Source organism: Sphingobacterium suaedae (genome assembly GCF_042684625.1).
Lineage (GTDB): Bacteria > Bacteroidota > Bacteroidia > Sphingobacteriales > Sphingobacteriaceae > Sphingobacterium > Sphingobacterium suaedae.
Map to the genome: position 1 here is coordinate 506,994 of NZ_JBHULR010000015.1, position 23,960 is coordinate 530,953.

A 23,960-nucleotide genomic window follows, 5' to 3' on the forward strand; every position below is an offset into this window, starting at 1 on the left:
ATGAATACTGCTATAAAACAATATATCATTGGCGCGATGTTTATCCTGGCCCTGCTGACGGGGTGTGACCTGGATAAGACGCCGCTTGCCGCCCTGTCACCGGAAACCTTCTTCTCCAATGAACAGGAGCTGCGCTTATACAGCAACAAATTTTATTCGGATGTCTTACCTTCGGCAGCGAGTCTGTACGGAGAGAATGCAGATGACTTAGTCATCACACCCCTAAGTGCCGCGATATCTGGACAGCGAACTGTACCCGCTACCGGCGGCGGATGGGACTGGGAGGCTTTAAGACGGATAAACTACTTGTTGGCCAATTCGCATCAAACGGCCGATCTGGCGGTCAGAAATCAATATAACGCGCTGGCGCGGTTTTTTCGGGCTTATTTCTATTTTGAAAAACTTAAGCGTTTCGGAGAAGTTCCTTGGTTTAATACGGTTTTGGGCTCGCAGGATCCCAACCTGTTCAAGCCCCGAGATAGCCGAACGCTGATCGCCGACTCTATCCTGCGGGACCTGGACTTTGCCATCGACAACTTATCTGAGGTCAAAGATGTCTATAGGGTGAATAGGTGGACGGCTTTGGCCCTGAAATCGCGGATGGCCTTATTTGAAGGTACGTTCCGGACATATCATGGGATGCCGGACGCCGAGCGGTACCTGAATAGCTGCGTGGAGGCCTCGAAAATATTGATCGACAACGGTGGCTACACGCTGTACAAAACCGGAGCGCAACCTTATAGGGATCTCTTTGCCAACACGAAGGCTATCGCTCAGGAAGTTATCCTGGCGCGGGATTACGACGAAGGGCTTGGTTTATTGCACGATGCACAGAACTTTGAGAACTCCAGCACACGTGGCCGTCCTGGCCTAGCAAAAAGCGTGGTGAATTATTACCTAACCACATCGGGTGGGCGGTTTACCGATATTCCCAACTACGATAAGCTGGAATTCGTCGAGGAAACCAGAAACAGGGACCCTCGTCTGGCCCAAACGATCCGCACGCCCGGTTATTCCCGGCTGGGGAGCAGTATTTTGGTTGCTCCCAATCTTACCTTTTCTGTTACCGGTTATCACCTGACGAAATACAGTATGGAACAGGTCTACGATGCATCGGGCAAGAGTTTTGCAGATATCCCGCTCTTCCGTATAGCGGAGATCTACCTTAATATCGCGGAAGCTAAGGCCGTGCTGGGCGAACTGTCACAGGACGATTTGAATAAAACAGTAAACCTGCTACGCGCGCGTGTGGGGATGCCAGCGCTAAACCTAACGCAAGCCAATGCTAACCCGGATCCGTATTTGACGCAGGGTACCTATGGGTTTCCGAATGTCGAAGGAACTGACAAAGGGGTGATCCTCGAGATTCGACGGGAACGTACTGTGGAGCTTATGATGGAAGGTTTCCGCTACGACGATATGATGCGCTGGAAAGCCGGCAAACTTTTTGAGAAACCGTTTTTAGGAATGTACTTCGGTCGTTTGGGTAACTTCGACCTGGATAACAATGGTACGGCCGATCTCTGCCTCTACCAGGGGGCTAAGCCTTCATCTCCTGCCAGCATCTTTCTGGAAGTCGGCAAAGATATTGTGCTGTCGGAGGGAAACAAGGGCTATATTGTCGTGCACGGAAATATCGACCGGGTATTCCGGGAAGACAGGGACTACCTGTTCCCGATCCCTTCGGAAGAGATCAATCTTTCCAATAAAACACTCACTCAAAATCCAAATTGGTAAGTCATGAAAAGAACAATAGCATACATAGGTTTGATCATCACTCTTTATTCGGTTACGGGATGCAGTAAGCGATTTTTGGATAACTCTGCCTACGAAAACTTGTTACCAGAGGTCAAAGAACCTGCACCACCCCTTTCCAATGAAACATTAAAAGACAGGGACGGATGGGTGATCGACACCATGGATAACGGTTTGATCCATTATCAATTTTCAAAATACATACAGACCCAGACCGCCAATCAATTTGTCAACGTGGTCGAGGTAGACCTGACGGACCCCGAGTATGAACTGGAATTTATTCATTTGGGCGCACAAGATACTCTGTCGGCGGTAGCGGCCAACCGGGACGCAATCATAGGTATCAACGGGACATATGAAGCTGATGCCAGTTTTATAAAAACGAACGGCACGACGCATTCGGGCATCACCTTGTCGCCGGGGCATTTGCGCTTTTGGAAACACGAAGGTGCCATTTCCTACAATTCGGGACAGGATCTGACGATAGGCTATGGCACTAAGGACGGCTATGCGGTGTCACCTTATTTGAATATTTTTTCTGGAGCACCGATGCTGGTCGATAACTATCAAAAAGTGGGTGAAGACTTTATCGGGGATGTGAGCGGTATTAATCTAAACAACTTAGATTACGAGGATTACCGACGACACCAAGGGGTGCGGCATCCGCGGACGGTCATCGCTCTGACGGAAGATAATAAGCTCTTGCTAGTTACGATCGATGGCCGGTTTCCAGCATCAGCGGGCATGACAGCTAAAGAAGTAACCCAGTTTATGACGACTTACTTTTCGCCCCAATATGCGTTAAATATGGATGGCGGTGGTTCCTCCACTATGTACGTAAAGGAGAAGGGATATAAAGGGGTCGTCAATTATCCGACGGATAACGGAGTGCGTGACCACTATGGACAACGTATGCTTCGTACCTTCATTCTGGTCAAGAAGAAAGGGCAGGATGGGGATACCTTTGCCGGAGGCGACGGCACGCAGGGCAATCCTTATTTAATCGCTACAGCTGCACATTTGCAGAACATGCACACTTTAAACTGGTCCAACAGTGAAAGCAATCCCTATTATTTTAAGCTGACCTCGGATATTGATATGGCAGGCCGTAACTGGATACCGCTCAACAATGTGGATCCCTACGCAAAATACCTGCATGTTGACGGCGACGGGCATGTGATCAAAAACCTCAAGGTCGCCAAATCGTCTTACGGCAGTTTCTTCGGGGTACTGTTTGGTAGTTGTAGAAATCTGGGGCTTGTCAACGTGGACATTGAATCCAGCAATGGGGCTGGCGCATTTGGCGGTTATCTAGGATTACGGTCGCCAGACAAGGCCGCGAAGACCGGACTACTGGAAAATTGCTTTTCTACCGGAAAAGTTACGGGTACAGATGCCGTTGGAGGGCTGATCGGTAATCTCGGTAAACCGTATAGCGGTCAACCCAGCAAGATAATGAACTGTTTCTCGTCAGCAGAAGTGATCGCTACCAATGCAGGTAGCAGTAACAGCCGCGCCGGAGGCCTGGTCGGAATCATATACGATGGTGGCGTTGTCGAAAACGGCTTCTCCTCCGGTAAAGTCCTTTCCAATACGAGCTCAGGAAAAGGTGCAGGAGGTGTGGTCGGATGGGCAGATTCGAAATTTAAAGGATTGGTGTCGTTCAATAGCAGCGTAAGTAATGTGGGAGACGGTACGGCTGGACGAATCTCTTCGGCGATGGGCTTGGTCAACGGTGTGATCGCCCAGGGCGAAAACTGTTGGGCATCAGCTGATGTGGTCGTCATGAAAAGTGGGTTGCCTGTGCCTGCTTCTGCCTATGTCACGGGAGAGGTCACTGTTAAGGAAACAGCCTTTGATGGCGAAACGAAGACCGATACCTTCCTGCGGGATATGAACAATTATAATTCGGTGCTGGGCTGGAAACTGGGGCCGAATAACCCTTGGGCATCCACCACGGATGCGAAAGGCAGACCGATCCTGCAATGGTTATTTTTAAGAGGCGACTATGCTGATTATTATTAATTGCGCGTCTTGGTAATACGATGAATCATACCTATAAACTTGTAAAGTTATGAAAACATATAAATGGATAAAAAGTAGTATTTTATTTGGCCCTCTCGGGATAATGCTCGGCTTAATGAGTATTTTAAGTTGCGATCGCTCTCCTCTAGATACGCAGGATACCGATTTGGAGCATCTAGCCGCTGTGGAGCCGATGACAGCGCAGGCGCTTAGCAGCAATATTCGGAAAAAAGTAATGCATCTAAATATCTGTGGCAACGTGTGTTGGGTTGCGACGCATCCAGAAAGCGGTGGTGTGGATTCCCGGGGTTCCACCAGTCGGATGACCAAGGTACTGGCGGCCATAGATAGCTACACGCCACACATCATTACCTTCAACGAGATCTGTTATTCACAGTACAGGGCGATACGTTCATCCCTCATTGCTAGGGGGTATGGCGCCACCTATGCGAGTACCACGACAGCGGGAGGCTGTGATAATTATGATGCAAGTTGGGGAACCGGCTTTGGAAATGCCATTTTTTTTAAAGGAACTTCTCCTGCTTCCAGCACGTATTTTGTCTTGCCGAATGCCACGGGAGCCGAACCGCGGCACTTGCTGTATACCGATGTGCCCCTGGACGGAAAGACAATCCGGGTCTGCACCACGCACCTGTCTATCGATGCCGCATGGCGATTAAAACAGATCGAATATATTGTGGATAAGACTTCGGCATGGATCGCGCAAGGGAAACCGGTGATCGTTACCGGAGACTTTAACGCCTTACCGACGGCACCGGAAATGGGATTGATGTATTCCCATAGTGCCGGAACGGGGCAATTTCAGGAATGTGACGAATCACATAACTGTGCTACGCCATTGACTTTTTGCCGTGGGGGGGAATATACATTCAACGAGACAAAGAAGTTGGATTATATCTTCTTCTCTGCGGTGCATTTCGGCGGTATGGAGGGAGATGCAAAGTCCCGGTTTCCCAATCCGATCAGTGACCATAACACATTGCAAGGATCGGCCTTATGGCAGTAGAATTGTAAAGGAATAAATTTTGTTTGTTTGCCCCGTGCACCGAGCGGTGTCATAGGGCAAACTTTTGCTTCGATATCATTTAAAGTAATATTGGAGAAGGATCATTCGTATTCACGGTACGTATACATATTAATGGACATTTAATGTGAAAAACGAGGCCCAATGACAGCATGTGGGGCTATAGTCAGATGAAAACCCTTTTTAGATCTCAATAAACATCTTCGAGTTGCCTAATATTGCAGAACTAAAATATAATGCTAATATTTTTAGTTTTCATATTTTATTGATATATTTGCTCGGTAACAAATTATAGAAATTATGAGCAAGTCTAAACAGAAACTCGGTAAATATGTCGATATTCTTTCCGATTTCGGCTGGAAATTTTATTTCGGTAGAGAAGAGAATAAGATTTTACTTATTGCATTTCTCAATAGTCTTTTTGAGGGGGAAAAAGAAATAACGGATATTCGATATACGGCTGTTGAACATGACGGAGACAGCAAAGAGATGCGTCGTGTTGTATTCGATCTGCTGTGTATCGGTAAAGACGGTGAACACTTCATTGTTGAAATGCAGCAATTATTTCAGGAATTCTTTAAGGATCGAGCGGTTTATTATACATCGCGACTGATAAATAAGCAACTGCCTCGTGGGAAGAAGGGCAATGATTATTGTTTACCGGAGATCTATTTTATTGGAATATTGGAATTTAGTATGGTGGGTAATGGACCGGAGCTTGTCTCACATGATACAGAAAGGCCGTATTTCCATGATGTGGCCCTATGTGACAGACAAACGCATGAGGTTTTTTATAATAAACTAGGCTACAAGTTGATCTCTTTGCCCACATTCACCAAAACAGATAAACAGCTAGCTTCGGTCATGGATCAATGGATCTACCTTTTAAAGCATTTGAGTCAAATGGATCGTCTGCCGTCATTTTTGGATAAGCGGATATTTGGTCGTATCTTTGAGGTAGGAGAGGTTGGAAATTTAACAAAGGAGGACCTTATGTCGTACGAAGCAAGTTTAAAACATAAACGGGATGCTGAAAGTGCATTTAATTCGGCATTACGGGCCGGTCGCGCTGAAGGTAAACGAAAGGGTTTAATAGAAGGTAAGCGAGCTGGGATTATAGAAGGTAAACGGGAAGGGATTATAGAAGGTAAACTGGAGGGTGAACGCGAAAAATCCATTGATATTGCAACTGAAATGCTTAACGCAGGGCTTCCAATTGACCAGATTGCGCATTTTACAAAACTGTCCGAAAAGGAAATAGAAAAGCTGAAGTAGTCAGCTTTTATGATATTGGAAGGCCGAATTTGTTCGGCCTTTTTTATATACCACCGGAATTTTCGTTTTCTAAAAGGATGTCCGATTTCCCTAAAGGACCTGCAAATTCATCCCCACCAGCCAGATCGTTGAAAGTGACATCTGTTTCTTAAAATTGTACCGCGGAAGTTCACTTCATATCAAAAAGATCAACAAGATGTGCAAGTTCCGTTATTTTCTTTACCTGTAATTTCCTATAGATATTCTTGGTATGGGTGACTACAGTTCCCGACGAAATGAAGAGCTTATCGGCAATTTCCTTTTTGCTTAATCCTGCGATAAGCAGACCTATGATTTCACGTTCGCGAGTAGTGAGGGCTGCAAAATTTTCGTAAACGGACTTCGGTAATTCGCTAGTATTTTCGCGCATGATGGTAAGCGCTATCTTTGGCCTGTTACGGGAATTACGAACAATTGTTTTGGTTGTGCCTATAGTTTGTTTCCATTCTCCGCTAGCGTGCAATAGTTTATAGGTTAAGTCGAGATTTCCGGGCAAATCCTTTCTGAAAAAAGCCATTGATTCGATTAATGAATGATAGGTTGACGTGTGGATAGTACGGAGGTAATAGAAATGATCCAATCCTCGGAAAATTTGTTCCTCAAAACCGTAAAAACTGCGCATCTGTTCATTGATAGACAAGGGACGGAAAAATTCCACATCATGTACGGTAATATAAAAATTGGATTGATTTATAATGTGTAGAAACAGCTCATCTTGACAACAGGATGTCGAAAGTAAGTCGGCTTGGCTCAATGCGGAAAAAATACGGTCCAATTCTAGGTATAGTTCGTGATAATTATTCATGATTTATGTAGTTAATAGGCGTTGGTTTTAATCGGTATAAGTTAAAAAAATACGATAAAAATCTGGTACCTCATTTTTCTGGACTGATGTTTTGGTTCTATATAATTCCATTTGTTGCAAAGAACCTTTAATGGGGTCTTTACTAAAACTGAATATAGAAATATATTTGCAAAGTAATACGGTTGCGACGCAAAAAATCAATTATTGCTAATCTAAAATAGTAGAATTATGATTACTCATGCAATTATTTTCGAATGCGGAACCTTGATTGCCTGTCAGGATGTTCATAGAATAACTAAAACATAAGATGTAACCGAAAAACATAATAGTCGGTATATGGAAAGTGACAAACCTTCAATGCAGGATAGGTAAAAGAATTGGTGAGATTACTGAGTCACGAATTTGATAAAAAATAGTGCTTTGGATGATCTTTTATCAAATCTCTTGATATTGAAGGAGATAAAATAAATGCTATTTCAAATATTGCTTCTGTGTATGATTCCCGGTCTCTGCTAATTAACTCTTATAGACTGGTTCAGTGTTATGCGTCTTAGACTTCTTTTAGAAAAATAGGCATAAAGGCTACATTGGTGACAAATATACTATAAAGTGGTTTGTGTTATTACAAAGAAAACGTTTTCGTTAGTTGTGCAAACGTTTGACTGCCACGCAATATCTTTTATTCCCTTTTTTCTTCGATAGATTCGTAATCGATAACTATAACTAATCAAGTAAGTATGAACCAACATTACTCAGCTAAAAAACAGCGTCAATTGCATTGGAAATTGGCGGTTCTGTTTCCCGTTCTACTTTATTCGATAACGGATGGTCAGGCTGCACCACGAGACAATCGTCTGGTGATTGAAGAAGTAGCCGACATGCAAACAACGATTAAAGGAAAAATTGTGGATCAAACCGGAGCACCCGTCGTGGGAGCGACCGTAGCCGAAAAAGGTACCACCAACGCCACAACATCCGATACGAATGGTAATTTCGTCCTTCGGCTGACGAATCCTAATGCGCTACTATCTGTCTCTAGCGTAGGCTTCATGCCTAAGGATATCAAAGCGGATAACGCCGCCTCAGTAGTACTAAGTCCAGCAGAGGATACGCTAGAAGAGGTTGTCGTCGTGGGCTTTGGGACACAAAAAAAATCGAACCTGACGAGTGCTGTATCACAAATTGATACCAAGCTATTGCAAGATAGACCTTCTCCTACTGTAGCCAATATGTTGCAAGGGGCATCCCCGGGACTGGTCATCACACGCAACTCGGGCCGACCGGGGGCACAAGGCTTAGGCATTCAGGTGCGTGGAGCTACATCTGCCAACGGAGACGTTCCGCCACTGATTGTAATCGATGGAGTGGTTAGTGCAGCGACGACCTTTATGGCTCTAAATCCCAGCGACATTGAGAATATTTCAGTACTGAAAGACGGGGGAGCAACGGCAATTTACGGCGCTCAATCCGCCGGTGGTGTGCTCTTGGTAACGACAAAAAAAGGACAGAATGGACCTGCTAGAATATCAATATCTAGTAACACAGCCTGGCAGCGCCCGGCAAATATTCCTGAGCGGTTGTCGCTCATTGACGAGATGAATTATGTTAATCTAGCGAGAGCAAATGCCAATATGGCTCCTGAGTACAGTGAAGAAGATTTGGCGTACGCAGTAAACGGACCGACTTTCGTTCTGGGCGACAATAACTTGTGGAGAACGTACAATAAAGAGAACTTGATTGATCAGGTGGTAAAAAAGTCCTACGAAATGTACAATAATAATCTGCAGATTTCAGGAGGAAACGAAAAAGTCACCTATTTGACATCGGTGGGAAATATGAGCCAAGGGGGGATGTTTAAGGTTGGGAACGACCATTTTTCGAGATGGAATGCAAGAGCAAATATTTCAGCCAACGTAAATGAATATCTAAAACTGGATATAGGGAGCTCTTACATCAATGAAGCAACAGATAATCCACAGGATGGGGGATATGGAATTGACGGAGGCGGCAATGCGATCTTACGCCAGTTTTTTTCTTCGCGTATGCGTTTTCCGATATTTAATGAGGACGGCACATACTATAGAAGCGGAACTTCATCAGCTTTTGGTTATGCACTCTTGAAAGATGGCGGATTTAATACGGATAGGAAATCCAACTACTTTAATAACGTTACAGCCACTGTCCATAATCTTGTAAAAGGTTTAGAGGTGAAACTCATGTATAGCCGTGAAAATGTTGTTCATGAGAATAGAAACTTTAGACGGACCGTTACATTTTATTCTGGACCGGAAGCATCTTCCGCCAGTCAATTGAATAACCCCAATAATTACAGCATTACGAACTATAACACGCTCCGCCAAAATTACCAAGCCATTGCCGACTATGATCTGAAATTGGCAGAGAAACATAATATCCATATCATGGGAGGATATCAATTGTTCGCCTATGACTATAAGTATCTATTAGCCAGTACGAAAAATCTTTATGTCAATGACAACCCCAGTCTAAACTTTACATCGGACGCTTTGAACAAATCGCATAATCAATATGCGGAAGCAGAAAAAATGCAATCTTATTTCGGGCGTTTCAATTACAATTACGATCAAAAGTACCTTTTTGAAGCGACCGTGAGGAGCGATGAAAGCTCTAGGCTGTCGGCGGGTGAACGAGTGAAAGTTTTTCCGTCGTTTTCCGCGGGTTGGAATATAGGGCGAGAGGAATGGTTCGGCGGGATCTCACATCTTGTGAACGAGCTAAAACCGAGGGTATCATGGGGAAAAGTAGGATCAAAGCAAGGTATTGGCTACTATGACTATCTTTCGTTGTTGTCGTCTGGCAGTAATGTTTTGTTAGGAGAGCTAAGGCAAACTTATTTGTATCAAGGGTTGATACCGGCTACTGATTTGACGTGGGAGACGGTTGAAACACGGAATATTGGTTTAGATTTCAGTATGTTGAAAAATAAATTAACAGGATCGTTTGATTATTACCACAAGTACAACAACAATATGCTAGTGACCGTTAGTTTGCCTGCTACAATTGGAATAGGGGTACCAAAGTCGAACGACGGGAAGCTAAAAACTTGGGGATGGGAAGCTGCATTAACTTATAAGGATAGGGTAGGCGAAGACTTTGATTACAGCGTGTCGTTCAATATAGCCGACAACCAAAATAAATTGATAAAGTACGGAGGTGCGAATGACGTCGTTTACTCAGGGGTAAATAATCTGGTCGAAGGATACGCTCTGAATTCCATTTGGGCATACAAAAGTGATGGATACTTTCAAACAGAGGCGGATTTACAGAATGCACCGAGTTACGAAAAAATTTTGAACGCTGCCGGCGTACCGGGGCTAGGGGACGTTCGGTATCTGGATCTAGATGGTGACGGCGAAATCAGTCCTGGCGATAATCGTCTAGGAAGCACTGGTGACCTTGTTTATTTTGGTGACATAAATCCGCGCTATCAATATGGATTTAATGTAAACTTGAATTATAAAGATTTCGATTTTAGCTTCTTTGTTCAGGGAATTGGTAAGCGGAAATTCAAACCTAGCAACGAATTAATACAGCCGCAATTATATTCTTGGTATCTGCCAATGAACTTTCATATGGACTACTGGAGCCCTGAAAACACAGATGCAGCGTTTCCAAGGCCTTACTTACAAGGAAATCAGAACTTCCAGAATGCGGACAGATGGTTTTTAAGTGGGGCGTATGCTCGATTGAAAAACATACAATTGGGTTATACTTTACGTAAATCGAAAGTTAAACGTCTTCCGTTTTCAACTCTACGTGTGTACGCATCGGGAGAGGATCTCTTAACGGTGTCTAAGTTGGGCGTATTTAAGGGCGTGATTGACCCGGAATTGAAACCTGAAGATGGCAAAGTCTCGCCTTACCCGTTTGCAACGACTATTTCGGTAGGCTTAAATATTGGTTTTTAAATTTTTGTACGATGAAGAAAATTGCAAAATATATAATTGGATCCTCGTTGGTTTTAGGTCTTTTTGTGTCATGTGATATTGAAGAAATCCCGGAGACATCAGTGAGCGACGCTAATTTTTGGAATACAACCGCCGATCTTCGATTGGCAGCTAACTACTTTTATTCAACGCTTCCCGGGTTGACTTCCGCTGAAATATCTCAAGATAACTGGTCGACCGACGCTTATCCTGGAAGTAATGGAAATTCAATCAGTGATGGATCCCGTATTGCGCCGGCAACGGATAGCGATTATAGTTATTATCGAATTTATCAAGCAAATAAATTAATTGAAAAGGCTCCGGAAGTTGCTGCTAAAGGAGGGAATCAGACACAAATCGATTGGTACGTCGGAGAGGCTCGCTTTTTTAGAGCTATGTATTATTTTGAAATGTTCGAACGTTACGGGGGAGTGCCGCTGATTACAAAGACAATGGGTGTTAGCGATCCGGATGTATATGCCCCTCGAGCAAACCGGGAAGAGATTCTACAGCAGATTTATGACGATTTGGACTATGCGGCAACTGTACTGAGAACCGCAGACGAAATTAATGCAGCGAAAGAGTATGGACGCATCTCTAAAACCGCCGCGCTAGCGTTCAAGTCCCGGGTTGCTCTTTTTGAGGGTACACGTGCAAAGTTTCACGAATATGGCGATTTCAGAAAACACCTTACTTTAGCAAAACAGGCTGCTGAGGCGGTAATGGCCTCCGAAGCACACAATTTATTCAGCCAACCTCGGACAGGAGCGGAGGGACAGCAACTAAATGATGCATATTTTAATCTCTTTCAATTACAAGGAGAGGGACGGGCCAATAAAGAAAATATTATTGTACGAACATATGGAGTTAATCGCGAAAATGCAGTTATTAGTACGCCAGTGCAACGTTATCTAGAAGGTAATACGATTATTCCAACACAGAATTTTGTAGATAATTATTTGATGATCGATGGTTTACCAAAAGATAAATCACCGTTGTATCAGGAACCAAATGCTACGATGACGCATGCAGAATACTTCGAAAAGAAAGATCCGCGAATGAATTTTACCATCTTTAAACGAGGAGACGAATTTATAACGAGTAGCAATTACACTATCCCGAACTCTACACTGCAACGGAGCGGCTATGGAATTAGAAAATATGCCAATAAAGAGTTTTGGAATTTGCAGGCATCCTATATAGACCGGCCGGTCCTTCGATACGCAGAAGTGTTACTGAACTATGCTGAAGCGGTGTATGAACTGGATGGGCAAATCTCAGATCAAGATTTGAACAAAACCATTAATCTCCTGCGCGCACGCCTACCTCAAGTAAATGCCGGTACAACAGCTTCGCCAGATTACGTATCCATGCCGGCCCTGACGAATGCGTTTGTTGCAGCCAATGGGTTGAATATGCGTCAGGAAATACGCCGGGAACGTAAGGTGGAACTCGCATTTGAAAGTCTCAGCTATTGGGATTTGATTCGATGGAAAACCGCAGAGATAGAATTACCTAAGACATTGTTAGGTAGCTATTTGTTTAACGAATATTTAACGACCAGCGGTGCAAACTGGTCGGCTTCGACGCCCGTTAATGATAAAAAATATATTATCTTACAATCCTCAACTTTGAGGAGGTTCGATCCTGCTAAAGATTATCTTTGGCCATTACCGACCTCGGAGATCGCAAAGAATCCGAAGCTGGAACAGAATCCGAATTGGGATTGATATTTTACGACCCGAAAAGATAATCATGTAGCAAAATTTCATTTTCAATATCACTAAAGATATGAATGTGTTTCATAGTATGAACCGAAAGGCCCCTTTTAAAGGGCCTTTCCCTTTATGCACCCAGCGTGGGCGATAACTCTAGAAGGAAGTTCCGAACATGTCATTACAGTTGGAAGTGTTAGCCGAATGCAAGGGTGTCCACCGGAGGTGGAATCTGATGGAAGCGCTAGGCAAACTCTCGAAACTACATCTAAGGCCTAAGTTGCTGGATGAGTGGGCAAGTCCTATACCGTACGGAAACATCAAGGTAAATGTAGCAGACCCATGGTAGGAAAGTTATCGTTCTTATCGGGGGAGACCTAACAGACCTGTGGAAGTTTTTTTTCGGAAGCAGGGAGTAAAGCTTGCTGTGAGAAGTCTGCAGAATCATAGCACTTGCCTTTGCTCCGGTAAGGTCGGAATGAACCTTAAGTTAGTGAAGAGTACATTAAAGTTACCTGATGAAGGGAAGAATGCATAAAATTGATATCGCTTTATCAACCTGTCCACAAAAGAATAGGGCGGATCCGAAAGGTTATGTGGGAAGGCAGGCTTTTATCGGGATGGTTGAAGAGAACCTCACGGACACAGACACAAAAGTAGATGAATTTCTAGGGCGTCTAATTGACCGCGACAACCTCAATGCTGCCTACCTGCAGTTGGTGACCGAAGTGCCGATGGTATCAATAAAATGGGTGTGAATCCCCTGGGGATTATCTTATCGAGCACAAGGAAGAACTCTTGACATGTATCAAAGAGGGAAATTATTTCCCTCATCCTATAAGACGGGTTTCCCTTCCAAATGATAATGGATCGCAGCGAATGCTGGGCATTTCCCCCTCTCGTTGATGTAGCCACGAAAATTTCAGTTAATTTTTCTCTCCGGATTTTCTTTATAAAATCAGATAAGCCGAGCTGTTACGATATTTCGGGATATCGATGGGTATCTTGTAATGATTCGCTTCACGGGAATCATTGTAATTTTGACACTTGAATTTTTTACCACAAGAACTTGTTCCTGGCAAACCAGAACAAAGTCTACATATGAAAATTATTAACATTCTCTAAAATGGAAACTCTTCAAAATCTGGACAGCCCATACTATTGAGCGATGATATTTTTTAAATGTTATTCAGTAATGTTTGAATCCGGGGCACACGTTCGTTATATGCTGATTGTTAATTTATAGGTAATCAAATATTATTAGTGTTTAAAAATTTTTAATGTAAAAATTTAGAAGAAAATAAAATAATGAAAAAAAAACTAAAGAAACAATATGTTTCGCCTACTTTTTCGATTCAGGAGATTGAATTGGAATGTGGAATCGCCGCCGGTTCGGCGACAGCTCGACCAGAGAACTCGGACATAGAAGTATACGAACAATGGCAGGTTGAGCCGGACGATAATAGGATAATCAATTGGTAACATATTTGGAAAAAATATCGGTAACGTTTTGTAAGGAATTATGAAGACAATGAAATTTTTCATGCCGCGTTTTGCGGCGATGCCTATTATGGCAGTGGTGGTGTTATTAGGAATTTTATCCTGCAAAAAGGATGAAAAAAGCGGTTCTGTAGAGGGCGCCGCAACTGTAAAAATTAATCTGGTAGGTGTAGAAACGAAAACAGATAATGGGGTTCCTTCGGCAGTTAAAAGCATGAAGGCCGCATCATCGAATGCGTCAAAAGAGGAATCCGGACTACAAACCGAGGCGATACCTTTTGGTGATAACCTTGCTTTGTTTGCGACCTTGTCTCAAAGTCCCCTACACAGTGAGAATACTACTGGAACCACGAACAAATTGAAGGCCTCATCTTCCAATCGGATGGCCGTGCCTTCACAAAATCCGTTGGCGCCGGATGTCCTTTACCGTTTTCTGGTTTATGACCAGACGGGGGCGCTTGTTGCCGAAAAGGATTATGCCTATGGTAAGGAAGGCACGGAAGAGGGGATCGTACTCGATGCAGGAGAAACGTATACTTTTGTAGCTTACTCGATCAATAGTACCTCTGCAATTCCTGCGATTACAGGTAAAGGTGCTTTATCAACGGCTACCGTGAATTCCGTGTCTGCTGAACTGATGTATTTCCGTAAAACTGTGGAGCTAGTTTACGGTGTTAATAATCTAGACGTTATCTTAGAGCACCAGTTTAGTGAAATTACCACAAACCTAGTGCTTGATGCTACTGCCTTGGGTAATATAACAGCAATAAGCCAGCCGTCATTGCACCCGGCATATAGCAGCGCGAACATCAAACTCTCAAACGGAGCTTTGACTTATAACAACGCTTTAACCAGTGGACAGGCCATAACATTTCCCTCTTTAGGGTCTGGAGTCCGGAGTATATCGAGTTCGCCAACTATGCTTATTGCTTCGGCTACTACGGAAGGGGAATTACGTTTAGGAAGTTTAACAATTAACGGGGTTACCAAAACTGGTCTAACCTTTCAAAATTTGAACATTTCACCTGGGCTTAGATATAATATGAATCTTACCTTTCAAAGTCCTTGTACAGAAATTGTCAGCGGTGGTGGTAGTTTTACGGTTGCTGATGGACAGACACAGACTTTCACAATGCCGGGCGCTGATTTTGGTTTTACTTTTGATATAATCCAGCTGGACAATTCCTTTAACTTGCTAATCAATGGGACTCAGTTAGCAATTGAGGAGATCCAGTTTCAGGCTTCGACTACGCCTGCAAGGAATATTCAGTTTGCCGACGGATCACTTTGGGGCATAAACAATGTTCCGCAAATCTATAGCATGACGGGGTCTGCAACAGCGCCAATTATAAGGGTTGTGATAGGTCCTACGGGGGATGTCTCGATGTTTGGTAGCAAGAGTTCTTCAGGAGGGAATTTAGAGCCGCTTGTACTAACGAACGGCAATAAATTTAACAAGATAACCTGGAATTCGACGGGTTCAAATGTTGTAACCGCAACACAGTCGGTCGTTGGAGCTACGCATATGAGTGGATCGGGATATGGGCGGAGAATAGTCCCTTGCGGTACGAATTGATCTAGTGGGCAAGGCAAAACTTTTGTATTTTCAAACAACAGGGTCGGAGGGCGAGCATAAGCTAAAATCCGGTCTTTTTTGCCTGATAATATGAACGGCTGTCTTTACGGACAGCCGTTTTTTGAATGCTTAACCACAGTTTGTTTAAGGTATATATAGCGCTTCTTCGGGTCCATGTATGCATCCATCTTTGACCTATAAAGATGCTAGACTTAATTCTTTATCTTACGCTTTCGCCAGACAGCCTCTTTTGCATTCCTTTTGGCTTCTTGTATCTCAGTCACCAAGTTTGGACATAACCACAATTCTTTCATCAGGACGAAAGCGGCATATCGATATTTAAATACTTACTTATCTTGTGGAAATTCGAAACGATAGGTTGATATTATCGAAATCAGCATTTATCAAATCGGTCGCGTTTTAACTGGTAGGGGTAAGAAGAATGTGTATCCGACCGATAGATCGTTATTGGGGGACTCTGTTGCACAACTCTTAGGATCGGCAGAATCAGACTCCTGCCGGCTGGCAATTATCTGACTATGTGAAGACAAGGCGCAGAGACCGGAGGTGCGCGGCGTGCTGTCATAGCTTTAATAGCCTGTTGTTTTAGTATCCGAACTATAGGAATGTGGGTTTTAGCAAGTCCTGTTCGGATGTACATAAACAGTAGGACAAAAAAATCCCCATACTTTCAACATAGTATGGGGATCGTCGTATATGATGGAATACTACACACTAGTTGGTACCAACGGTCCTGACGCAGCGGACATTCAACCCTAGATTACGATTGACGTCCTGAATGCTTCCGTTGAGTAATGTAGCTGTGGTTTCAGTTCCAGAGGAGTTCCTGTTAAAGTCAATTTCCCTGACATAAGCCTTTGCTGTTCCGGCCGTGCTTCCGGGCTCACTGGTCCAGAACATCGCTACTCCGTTCGGATAGTCGGCCCTTCCATCTTGCCACACCTCAGGGATGAAGCCAGTTATACTGTTTATATAAGGGACAGGATCCCCTGAAGGGTAGGTAGCTAGACGGCTTCCCATGAAGATGATCGCCATTTCATTTTGCGGTTGAACGTATTCTGGAGTAGCCGGTCCCGAAGTACGGTTGAAAATCATCGAGAACGATGAAGAATTTGCTACTTCGGGAGCAGGTTTTTGCCATCCTAGATTAATTCGGTTTGGGGTTCTTGTTATCAATGTCGAAGCTTCCGCGACAGTAGGAAGCCGCCAGGTTCCGGCGGGGTACAATGCCAAGCAGGGATCATTCGCCGTGCTATAGGCTCCGGTGTTAGCAGCTCCTTCTGGAGTTAGTGAATTCCATCTCCAATAATCGCGATAGGGACTCATTAGACGTATCGGGTGGTTACCGAAAGGCTGATGTAACCGTAAGGCCTGCATCCCATAAGTCGTCTGTGGCCTTAACGAAACCACATCCCTCGACCAAAGTACGCCGCTGACGTTTACTGCAGACATGATCAACCGGACATTGACAGTGAAACGATCTCCTGGCTGCAAAGAAATGCTTGTGTTATCCGTTCCTAAATATGAGGTCCGGTTGAACTTTACTGTTCCGGTCACAAACCACTCTCTGAACTCTAAATTTGTAAGCTTTACACCGAGCATCGAGGCTGGAACGGTTATAGGGTCGGAGCTATAGAATGATACTGTCTTTTCAGCGTGAACGACTGAGCTTAAAGGTATATCGGTTGGAATTACGGTGGATGCACCGACATACGATCCCGATAATAGGTCAAAAGAGCGCGTCATAATGACTCCCGTGGGTGCTCCCGTCACTTCAAATTTAACTACATTGGCTGTAGCGTCACTATTTCCGTTTAACGGCATGAACATCCCTTTACTGTCGAGAGCTACATCGATGGAGGACGATTTACGCTCGAAAATAATGTCAAGGTAATTTTCTCCCGCCGCGGTAGTTAGCTGTCCGGAGTCATAGACTATATCTCTGTTTGCTGCATTAGTACTTGTTATGCTGTTTCCGGAAATCGTTGGAAGGGTGCTACTGTTTGCTGAAAATGCGATCCAGTGATAGGTTGTTCCGCCATCTACGGTAATAACGGGACTCGCCTGTCCGACTTGGAAGATGTAATCGCTACCGACTTGCGGTCCTCTGGAACCGTTATCGTCCGAATAGATACGGACCAGGTAGGAGATACCCGTACCCAGGCTGCTGGCAGAAACGAGCGACTTTTCGCTGGACTTGTTAGCCGATGGAGAGGAAGTCGAATTTCCTTCCGATTTCAAAATTTCCTTTTCTGCCTGCTGAGTTACGATCGGCCCTGTGCTGATAAGTGCGTCAAATGCGCCAGCTGAGACCAATGTCTGCTTGGAGTATCCGCTTTGTTTGGAGCCTATCGATTGGTTGCTGGCCAGAGAAGCCCGAGAAAGTCCTTTGATCTGGACGTCGGCGGCGATTTGAGGATTAAGATGGATTTTAGCTTTCCCTGCCTGATCTGTGGGGGGGGCGTCGTTGGTGCTTTTGCAGGCCGACAATGATATAAGGACGCTAGCCATTAATAGTAGCGCGCTGGTTAGATTCTTTTTCATATGAACATTAACTTATTGGTACTGGTCTGTAATTGCATCGTGAAACTCATGTTGGTACCCGATTAGAAATCGTAATCCGTACTCGTGTTTCCTGTATCCTGCCAATCGTCAATTTTTGGGATGTCGGGGGTGCCGGAGTCGCCAGGCTTTAGTGTGGCGGATCCCGCTGCGATTCCGCATTCCATTTGTAGGACAAAATGTGCTATAGCTGGGGGGCTATATGATCTCTTTGGTTGATTTTCTTCCATAATTATATAATTAGAATGATCCTTTATGGTTCCACATCTTCACATGTGATTTCCGGTTTGGAATAAAATTAATTTAAGTCAATACTCTTGTTTATATTCAAGTGTAAAAGAATAAAGAAAACAAGAGAACGGAAAAATAATGGATACCCAATAGGTACCCATTATTGAAAAAACATGTTCAAGGTGCGTCATTCAAGAATATTTCGCAGTTTCGCCATTCGCTCAATAGCCTTGGTTTGGTTTGACTTCCTGAAGTTCCTGCAAAGAAATATAATTTTTTTCTGCGAAAAAAACGTCTATATACCCATGATATACCCTATTTTTGTTCGTTACGAGCAGACAGCCCTTAGCCAGACATATATATCTTCGTTGCTCGCTATACGTAATTTTTTTCGTAAAAGGTGCTTGCGATTCTGTATGGTCTTGGGTGATTTAAACGTATAAGCAGCGATTTCCTTTGTCTGAAAATTTAAATAAATGTAAGCCAGAAGTGTCAGTTCGCTGTTTTGCAGGTTCGGGTTGATCTGCAAAAGGTTTGACTGGAACGACGGGTAGTATTGCTGGAAACGTGCAAAAAAATTAGCATGGTTGCCCTTTGCAAGGTTTAATATCTCCTCAAAGGTGGGGTGGTCATGAGCATTAAGGTTCTGGACTTCGGCGCTGTCCATCCCCTGAACGAATTTGATCTGAGCGTCTATTTCTTCTCTCATAGTTTGTCTCTTTTTTTTATTACTCATTATCGTAGAGATTTCCTAGGCATGGTCATCACGCTTAGGCACGGACTTTCAAGGTTACTTTTTGGAAAAGTTCAACGGTTTTATGCTAAACTTTACGCAAAAGAAACAAGAATGATTGCGGGGAAAAAAAAATAACATACCCATCAGCTACCTTTGATGCTTTTTGCCCCACCATCTTAACCTAAAATCATGGTCGATAACCTTGCTTAGGTTTCTTGGAGATTCACAAACACTCCATTATTTTCTGTTATATACTTTTTGAATTTGCTTCGCTCGGCAAACGAGGACAGTCCCGTTTTTGGACCGATGTGTTTTTTTCTGTTGCACTCCCTTAATGCAAAAAAGGATAGCTGTGCTCGATCTTAAGGCGGACAATTCAGCTGCACTGACTTTATAAACAGTTTCTCCGACCGCCAGGTTACGCATAACAAATAAAGTGATAACATGCTCCGAAGGTCGTTATTTGGGACATAAAGCGGTATTTTTCGGGTATCACATATGTATCACACTTTATATTTGTGGAAATTCTAGATAGCTATCGGCTTATAATACCACTGTTTTTATAAGCACTATAACAAGCTATGACTTGAAATTGCAGCGGCCGAAACCTCTATGGTGCATATGTAACGAATATGCTACATTCAGCTTGGGAGATGGGTACAACATCGGTGTTGGCAAGGATGCCTCCGTATTTGTTAATATTGAGAAAATCCCGTTACGGATTTTGTTATATGTATTTTGCAAGATCAAAATAGACTTACAGAACATTGCGGCGGTAGATCAATAGAAACGGGTGTTTGTCGTATTCGATAAATTTTTTTTGCAAGATTTAACCAGGATGAAATATGTCATTTTTTCGTGTGCCTGTTCATTACACTACGAGCAACCGCACAAGAGATCAAGGCACAGCAAATAGATTCCAATCTTGATAAAGCGGGGGAATACTATACGCAGGTCAAGCTTGTGCCGGCCCTGGAAGTAAGTGCCTAGGCGTCTAAACTTGCCGAAGAGCATAAATATCATCAAGGAATGGGACGCGGGTATTTTTTTGCGGGTGATGCCCTTCTGCATATCGGTTTATAGAAACACAACCGTTCAGTTATTTGGAGTCGGTTAAGAGAACAACATCCCATAAAAAACAAGACCCATAGTTCGGTCCGACGTTTAACGATTGACGGCTATTTTATATTCTAAACTAAAGCTATATCAGCTCGCAATAAATGAACTTCGGGCGCAGTCAAAGATCATCAATTATATTGACGGCAAACGAGAAACGATGGCTACATTGTATAGATAACGCAATTTTTCCGATGTTTTCAAGCGAACAAACCAACTGGATTCGGTTGAAAACTATGGACTTTTTCAGGTAGAACTATAAAAAACCTGACGAAAAGAAGATGTACTTTAACCCCATGAATGCGTACAATGATATGGGGAAATCCATAGAGGAAAACGAAAATTTTGTCAAAGCTAGGAAATATCCAGGGCACTCGCTTGACCTGATAAGGAAACGATGTAAAAGTCGATTTCAATACCATGACATTCCAAAGGAATCTGAACGATAAGATGGTTCGGGAGCGGCTGGGTAACCGTTCACAAGGATCCGAAACGTCTGATAATAAGAAAGGAAACCTGTTAGTCACTTCATAGCGTAACAGAACAAACGGCAAGCAGATTGCGATTATACAGTGATTATGTTAGTTTTATCTCGTTACAGTGCTTCCGCGTCACCTGCTTTATGTCGCGAAATGGAAAAAGCCAAGCGACGGCTACGTGTTAGCCTTAAAAAATTAAGAATCTGCTACGTCTCTTCTTCGCCTTTGCCCTTTGCCGACTGCGCTGATGATAACCTAGGGCTGGAAGTTCTTTCTTAATTGTACCGATCTAACATTGCCCATATACATTTAACAAGATTATTCTCTCCCTGTCCTGTCCTGGAGAGGGGTATATGATGGGTATCCTGTTTTTTCATATTCCATAAAATCTTCACGTGCTTTGCAAGAGAAAAATGCGTTAGCGGTAATGTCGATATCCCTGATCTAATGTGTTTTGAATACCGCTAAGCATGGATAGGTGTGCGAACCTTCACTGGCATTTGGCCTTGGTTGTTTGTTCAGGCATTATTAACAAAAAATCAATTGAGCCCTTAACGAGGTTAATTTAAAATATGGACGGTACTAATATTGATGCTCTTGTTTTATTCGTGGTAGCTTTGTCGATCACCAATGTCCTTCTTCTGGTTCTATCCATCAGGTCCAGTTTGCGGCAGCGTTCGGCCATGTCTTTATTTTTATCGGAGCTGTCAGATATCGTGACGACAGGAAAGGAGGAAGCTATTGCGGTCGAGGCAGCACCTAAACGTTCGCAATGCAAGAAGATAAGCCCTTTAATGAGCAAGGTAACAGAGGATCGGCTAATGGAGGATTTTGAAAAAGCCAGACGTTCCATGTTCTATCTGAAGAAAGGTGTCAACCTAAATGACCTGGCAGAGCTACTTGGCACGAATCAACGTTACGTAACATATATCGTTAATAAGAGTACGGGAATGGATTTCAATACCTTCGTTCAGAAAGGTCGCGTTGATCATCTGATAGAATGTGTAAAGAAAGATCCTGATCTGCTAAATGAAAAGTTTGCGGTGTTAGCTGACAAGGTCGGGTTTTCCAGTACGAGTAAATTCTCATCTGTATTTAAGTTAATAAAAGGTGTTTCTCCATCTGAATTTTTCCAAGTTATGAAAAGGGACCTGGAAATTGACGGCTATTGATCCGTTTCCCTTCACACTTTCAATTTTATATTATCGTCCAGTATTTTTTCGCCCTGTAAGATTTTACGCAGGAGCCGAATGTTATTCCAATCATTCCTTATTAACGCGTCTTCCTGCGCCGCAGTTTTGTTCGTCTTTTGCGATGGTTAGATAAAGTGCTTACCTACTTAAAGAACCAAGGAAAAAAAATCGCTAGAGACTATTTTATCTGATCATGTGGCTGATCCCAGCTCACACGTTTGCTAGATATCATGTTGCTAACGACCTCCTATATATTCGTCTGTCAAGTGCAAGAACCTAACCGGCAAGTGGTCTATATGATCCGTACGGGCCAAACTGTTAATAGTTTCTCGTCCGACTATACTGCTCGAGCGGAATGCTATATGTTTGAGTTTGCCGGTTTCGGAAAATAACTTATCGAAACGTGAAAACAAGATGTCCAGTGTGTCGGCAAGTCATTTGGAATTTATTGCGTCACGATTCCATTAAGCCTGTTTTTAGTACTGTAGGTCGTTTTTTTTCGATAAACGTAAAGCTTCTGTCACCTATGGTTCTGTTTCAGATAATTTTTGTTTTGTTGAAATTTACTGCCGCAAAATGCCCGTGTTGAGGACATAGGCAGTCCTAAACTTGCTTCGCCAAGGCGAACTGTGATATGGCAAAGAATCAGATCAAGCTATTATTAATTAATAAATTATAAATGAAAAAAGCACTTTTTACAGTTCTCGTCGCAGCAGCTGCAAACGTATCGCTTGCGCAACAAAACGACATTAAGAAAGATACGGTTGTCTATGTTGATACTGACCGTTATAAGGTGGAGACGAACCGCTTTTGGGACAATTGGTTTTTGGGTGTGGCCGGAGGGGCACAGATGTACTTTGGTGACCATAACAAGCAAATGAAATTTTCCGAGCGTTTGACGCCTAACTTTGAATTAAATGTCGGAAAATGGTTCAGTCCGGGAATCGGTGTGCGTGCAGGAGCAAATGGATACAAGATCAAAGGTGTTACCCAGAATGGGAGTCATTCTACAGGGCAGCGCTACGATGGCAAGCCGTGGGACGGTTACTGGTTGTCCGAACAGGAGTTCAATTACTTTCATCTGCACGGAGATGTGCTTTTTAACCTAACAAATATTTTCGGGGGATACCGTGCAGACCGCTTTTACAATATCAGCCCTTATGCTGGCCTTGGGTGGATGGTGACCAATGATGCTCCCGAACAGAAAGAAGTAAGTGCTAATATTGGTATATACAATAGCTTTCAGTTGTCAAATGCTTTCGATGTTATACTTGATGTGCGTGGTGCGATGGTTAATGACCGTTTCGATGGGGAAACCGGCAACCGTCATCAGGACGGTATCTTAAGTGCCATGGTTGGAATAACCTATAATTTTAAAAAACGCGGATGGGATAAATCCTCAACAGCTGTGATAACCTATAGCGAGGAACTTTTGAACAGTTTGAGGGAAAAGGTTAGACAGTTATCTGAGGATAACGATGCATTGCGCAGACAGTTAGCTGCTTCAAACACTGAAACGATAACAGAGATCAAAACGCAAGATCGTATTCTCGCTGCCCCGATCCTTGTTACTTTCCCGATCAACAAGAGCGTGGTAAGCAATGAAGCCCGAGTTAATTTAGGATTTTTTGCTAAGGTCATCGGTCAAGGCAGCAAAGACGTTGTTTACAAGGTTACCGGCTACGCCGATAAAGGTACGGGTACTCCGGAGATAAACGAGCGTCTAAGTCGTGAGCGGGCGCAGGCAATTTATAATGTGCTAGTACGCGAGTTTAACGTTGACCCGTCCCAATTGGAGGTTTCTCACCAAGGCGGAGTGGACAACATGTACTATGATGACCCACGTCTAAGTCGTGCAGTAATAACAATCGCTAAATAACATATTTAACCGCTGTGGGTAGGTAACGGAAAATTTTCATCTG

At 43.5% G+C, this 23,960-nt stretch carries 16 protein-coding genes; 12 read left to right on the forward strand and 4 right to left on the reverse strand.

Annotated features, from left to right (window positions below; genetic code table 11):
* The 4 genes from ACFSR5_RS17775 (at position 1) to ACFSR5_RS17790 (ending at position 6,100) form a co-directional block, all read left to right on the forward strand.
* On the forward strand, positions 1-1,737 hold the full coding sequence (locus ACFSR5_RS17775) for a RagB/SusD family nutrient uptake outer membrane protein (RefSeq protein WP_380905818.1): 1,737 nt from the start codon (positions 1-3) through the stop codon (positions 1,735-1,737).
* Positions 1,738-1,740: 3 nt separating this feature from the next.
* Entirely contained in the window at positions 1,741-3,780 is a 2,040-nt protein-coding gene (locus ACFSR5_RS17780; RefSeq protein ID WP_380905819.1) for a phosphodiester glycosidase family protein, read from the forward strand.
* A gap of 49 nt (positions 3,781-3,829) precedes the next feature.
* Complete coding sequence (locus ACFSR5_RS17785; RefSeq protein WP_380905820.1) at positions 3,830-4,807, forward strand: endonuclease/exonuclease/phosphatase family protein; 978 nt, start codon at positions 3,830-3,832, stop codon at positions 4,805-4,807.
* Positions 4,808-5,125: 318 nt separating this feature from the next.
* On the forward strand, positions 5,126-6,100 hold the full coding sequence (locus ACFSR5_RS17790) for an Rpn family recombination-promoting nuclease/putative transposase (RefSeq protein ID WP_380905821.1): 975 nt from the start codon (positions 5,126-5,128) through the stop codon (positions 6,098-6,100).
* A gap of 169 nt (positions 6,101-6,269) precedes the next feature.
* Here ACFSR5_RS17790 and ACFSR5_RS17795 read toward each other — a convergent pair whose 3' ends face one another.
* The gene (locus tag ACFSR5_RS17795; RefSeq protein ID WP_380905822.1) at positions 6,270-6,944 is read right to left on the reverse strand and encodes a helix-turn-helix domain-containing protein; all 675 of its coding nucleotides are present in this window, start codon (positions 6,942-6,944) and stop codon (positions 6,270-6,272) included.
* A gap of 737 nt (positions 6,945-7,681) precedes the next feature.
* Between ACFSR5_RS17795 and ACFSR5_RS17800 the strand changes: the two genes are divergently transcribed.
* The 6 genes from ACFSR5_RS17800 (at position 7,682) to ACFSR5_RS17825 (ending at position 15,700) form a co-directional block, all read left to right on the forward strand.
* Entirely contained in the window at positions 7,682-10,891 is a 3,210-nt protein-coding gene (locus ACFSR5_RS17800) for a SusC/RagA family TonB-linked outer membrane protein (RefSeq protein WP_380905823.1), read from the forward strand.
* 11 nt (positions 10,892-10,902) lie between these two features.
* Positions 10,903-12,639 carry a RagB/SusD family nutrient uptake outer membrane protein gene (locus ACFSR5_RS17805; RefSeq protein ID WP_380905824.1) on the forward strand — a complete coding sequence of 579 codons (1,737 nt, stop codon included), beginning with the start codon at positions 10,903-10,905 and terminating at the stop codon, positions 12,637-12,639.
* A 160-nt stretch (positions 12,640-12,799) separates the two neighbouring features.
* Complete coding sequence (locus ACFSR5_RS17810; RefSeq protein ID WP_380905825.1) at positions 12,800-12,973, forward strand: hypothetical protein; 174 nt, start codon at positions 12,800-12,802, stop codon at positions 12,971-12,973.
* 169 nt (positions 12,974-13,142) lie between these two features.
* Positions 13,143-13,382 (forward strand): hypothetical protein, encoded by a 240-nt coding sequence (locus ACFSR5_RS17815; protein ID WP_380905826.1) that lies wholly within the window; start codon positions 13,143-13,145, stop codon positions 13,380-13,382.
* Between the two features lie 550 nt (positions 13,383-13,932).
* On the forward strand, positions 13,933-14,106 hold the full coding sequence (locus tag ACFSR5_RS17820; protein WP_380905827.1) for a hypothetical protein: 174 nt from the start codon (positions 13,933-13,935) through the stop codon (positions 14,104-14,106).
* A gap of 40 nt (positions 14,107-14,146) precedes the next feature.
* Complete coding sequence (locus ACFSR5_RS17825; protein ID WP_380905828.1) at positions 14,147-15,700, forward strand: hypothetical protein; 1,554 nt, start codon at positions 14,147-14,149, stop codon at positions 15,698-15,700.
* A gap of 735 nt (positions 15,701-16,435) precedes the next feature.
* Here the strand turns inward: ACFSR5_RS17825 and ACFSR5_RS17830 are convergent.
* The 3 genes from ACFSR5_RS17830 to ACFSR5_RS17840 form a co-directional block, all read right to left on the reverse strand.
* Complete coding sequence (locus ACFSR5_RS17830; RefSeq protein ID WP_380905829.1) at positions 16,436-18,265, reverse strand: hypothetical protein; 1,830 nt, start codon at positions 18,263-18,265, stop codon at positions 16,436-16,438.
* Between the two features lie 62 nt (positions 18,266-18,327).
* Positions 18,328-18,513, reverse strand: a complete 186-nt coding sequence (locus ACFSR5_RS17835) for a hypothetical protein (RefSeq protein WP_380905830.1) — start codon at positions 18,511-18,513, stop codon at positions 18,328-18,330.
* Between the two features lie 329 nt (positions 18,514-18,842).
* Positions 18,843-19,223 carry a helix-turn-helix transcriptional regulator gene (locus ACFSR5_RS17840; RefSeq protein WP_380905831.1) on the reverse strand — a complete coding sequence of 127 codons (381 nt, stop codon included), beginning with the start codon at positions 19,221-19,223 and terminating at the stop codon, positions 18,843-18,845.
* Positions 19,224-21,417: 2,194 nt separating this feature from the next.
* Between ACFSR5_RS17840 and ACFSR5_RS17845 the strand changes: the two genes are divergently transcribed.
* On the forward strand, positions 21,418-22,017 hold the full coding sequence (locus ACFSR5_RS17845) for a helix-turn-helix domain-containing protein (RefSeq protein WP_380905832.1): 600 nt from the start codon (positions 21,418-21,420) through the stop codon (positions 22,015-22,017).
* A gap of 700 nt (positions 22,018-22,717) precedes the next feature.
* A complete protein-coding gene (locus ACFSR5_RS17850; protein WP_380905833.1) occupies positions 22,718-23,917 on the forward strand; it encodes an OmpA family protein in 1,200 nt (399 codons plus the stop codon).
* Positions 23,918-23,960 lie beyond the last annotated feature (43 nt).

Excerpts from the sequence above, each read along its gene's own strand:
- ACFSR5_RS17775 (WP_380905818.1), top strand. The coding sequence starts at position 1 with ATGAATACTGCTATAAAACAATATATCATTGGCGCGATGTTTATCCTG.
- ACFSR5_RS17780 (WP_380905819.1), top strand. The coding sequence starts at position 1,741 with ATGAAAAGAACAATAGCATACATAGGTTTGATCATCACTCTTTATTCG.
- ACFSR5_RS17785 (WP_380905820.1), top strand. The coding sequence starts at position 3,830 with ATGAAAACATATAAATGGATAAAAAGTAGTATTTTATTTGGCCCTCTC.
- ACFSR5_RS17790 (WP_380905821.1), top strand. The coding sequence starts at position 5,126 with ATGAGCAAGTCTAAACAGAAACTCGGTAAATATGTCGATATTCTTTCC.
- ACFSR5_RS17795 (WP_380905822.1), bottom strand. The coding sequence starts at position 6,944 with ATGAATAATTATCACGAACTATACCTAGAATTGGACCGTATTTTTTCC.
- ACFSR5_RS17800 (WP_380905823.1), top strand. The coding sequence starts at position 7,682 with ATGAACCAACATTACTCAGCTAAAAAACAGCGTCAATTGCATTGGAAA.
- ACFSR5_RS17805 (WP_380905824.1), top strand. The coding sequence starts at position 10,903 with ATGAAGAAAATTGCAAAATATATAATTGGATCCTCGTTGGTTTTAGGT.
- ACFSR5_RS17810 (WP_380905825.1), top strand. The coding sequence starts at position 12,800 with ATGTCATTACAGTTGGAAGTGTTAGCCGAATGCAAGGGTGTCCACCGG.
- ACFSR5_RS17815 (WP_380905826.1), top strand. The coding sequence starts at position 13,143 with ATGAAGGGAAGAATGCATAAAATTGATATCGCTTTATCAACCTGTCCA.
- ACFSR5_RS17820 (WP_380905827.1), top strand. The coding sequence starts at position 13,933 with ATGAAAAAAAAACTAAAGAAACAATATGTTTCGCCTACTTTTTCGATT.
- ACFSR5_RS17825 (WP_380905828.1), top strand. The coding sequence starts at position 14,147 with ATGAAGACAATGAAATTTTTCATGCCGCGTTTTGCGGCGATGCCTATT.
- ACFSR5_RS17830 (WP_380905829.1), bottom strand. The coding sequence starts at position 18,265 with ATGAAAAAGAATCTAACCAGCGCGCTACTATTAATGGCTAGCGTCCTT.
- ACFSR5_RS17835 (WP_380905830.1), bottom strand. The coding sequence starts at position 18,513 with ATGGAAGAAAATCAACCAAAGAGATCATATAGCCCCCCAGCTATAGCA.
- ACFSR5_RS17840 (WP_380905831.1), bottom strand. The coding sequence starts at position 19,223 with ATGAGAGAAGAAATAGACGCTCAGATCAAATTCGTTCAGGGGATGGAC.
- ACFSR5_RS17845 (WP_380905832.1), top strand. The coding sequence starts at position 21,418 with ATGGACGGTACTAATATTGATGCTCTTGTTTTATTCGTGGTAGCTTTG.
- ACFSR5_RS17850 (WP_380905833.1), top strand. The coding sequence starts at position 22,718 with ATGAAAAAAGCACTTTTTACAGTTCTCGTCGCAGCAGCTGCAAACGTA.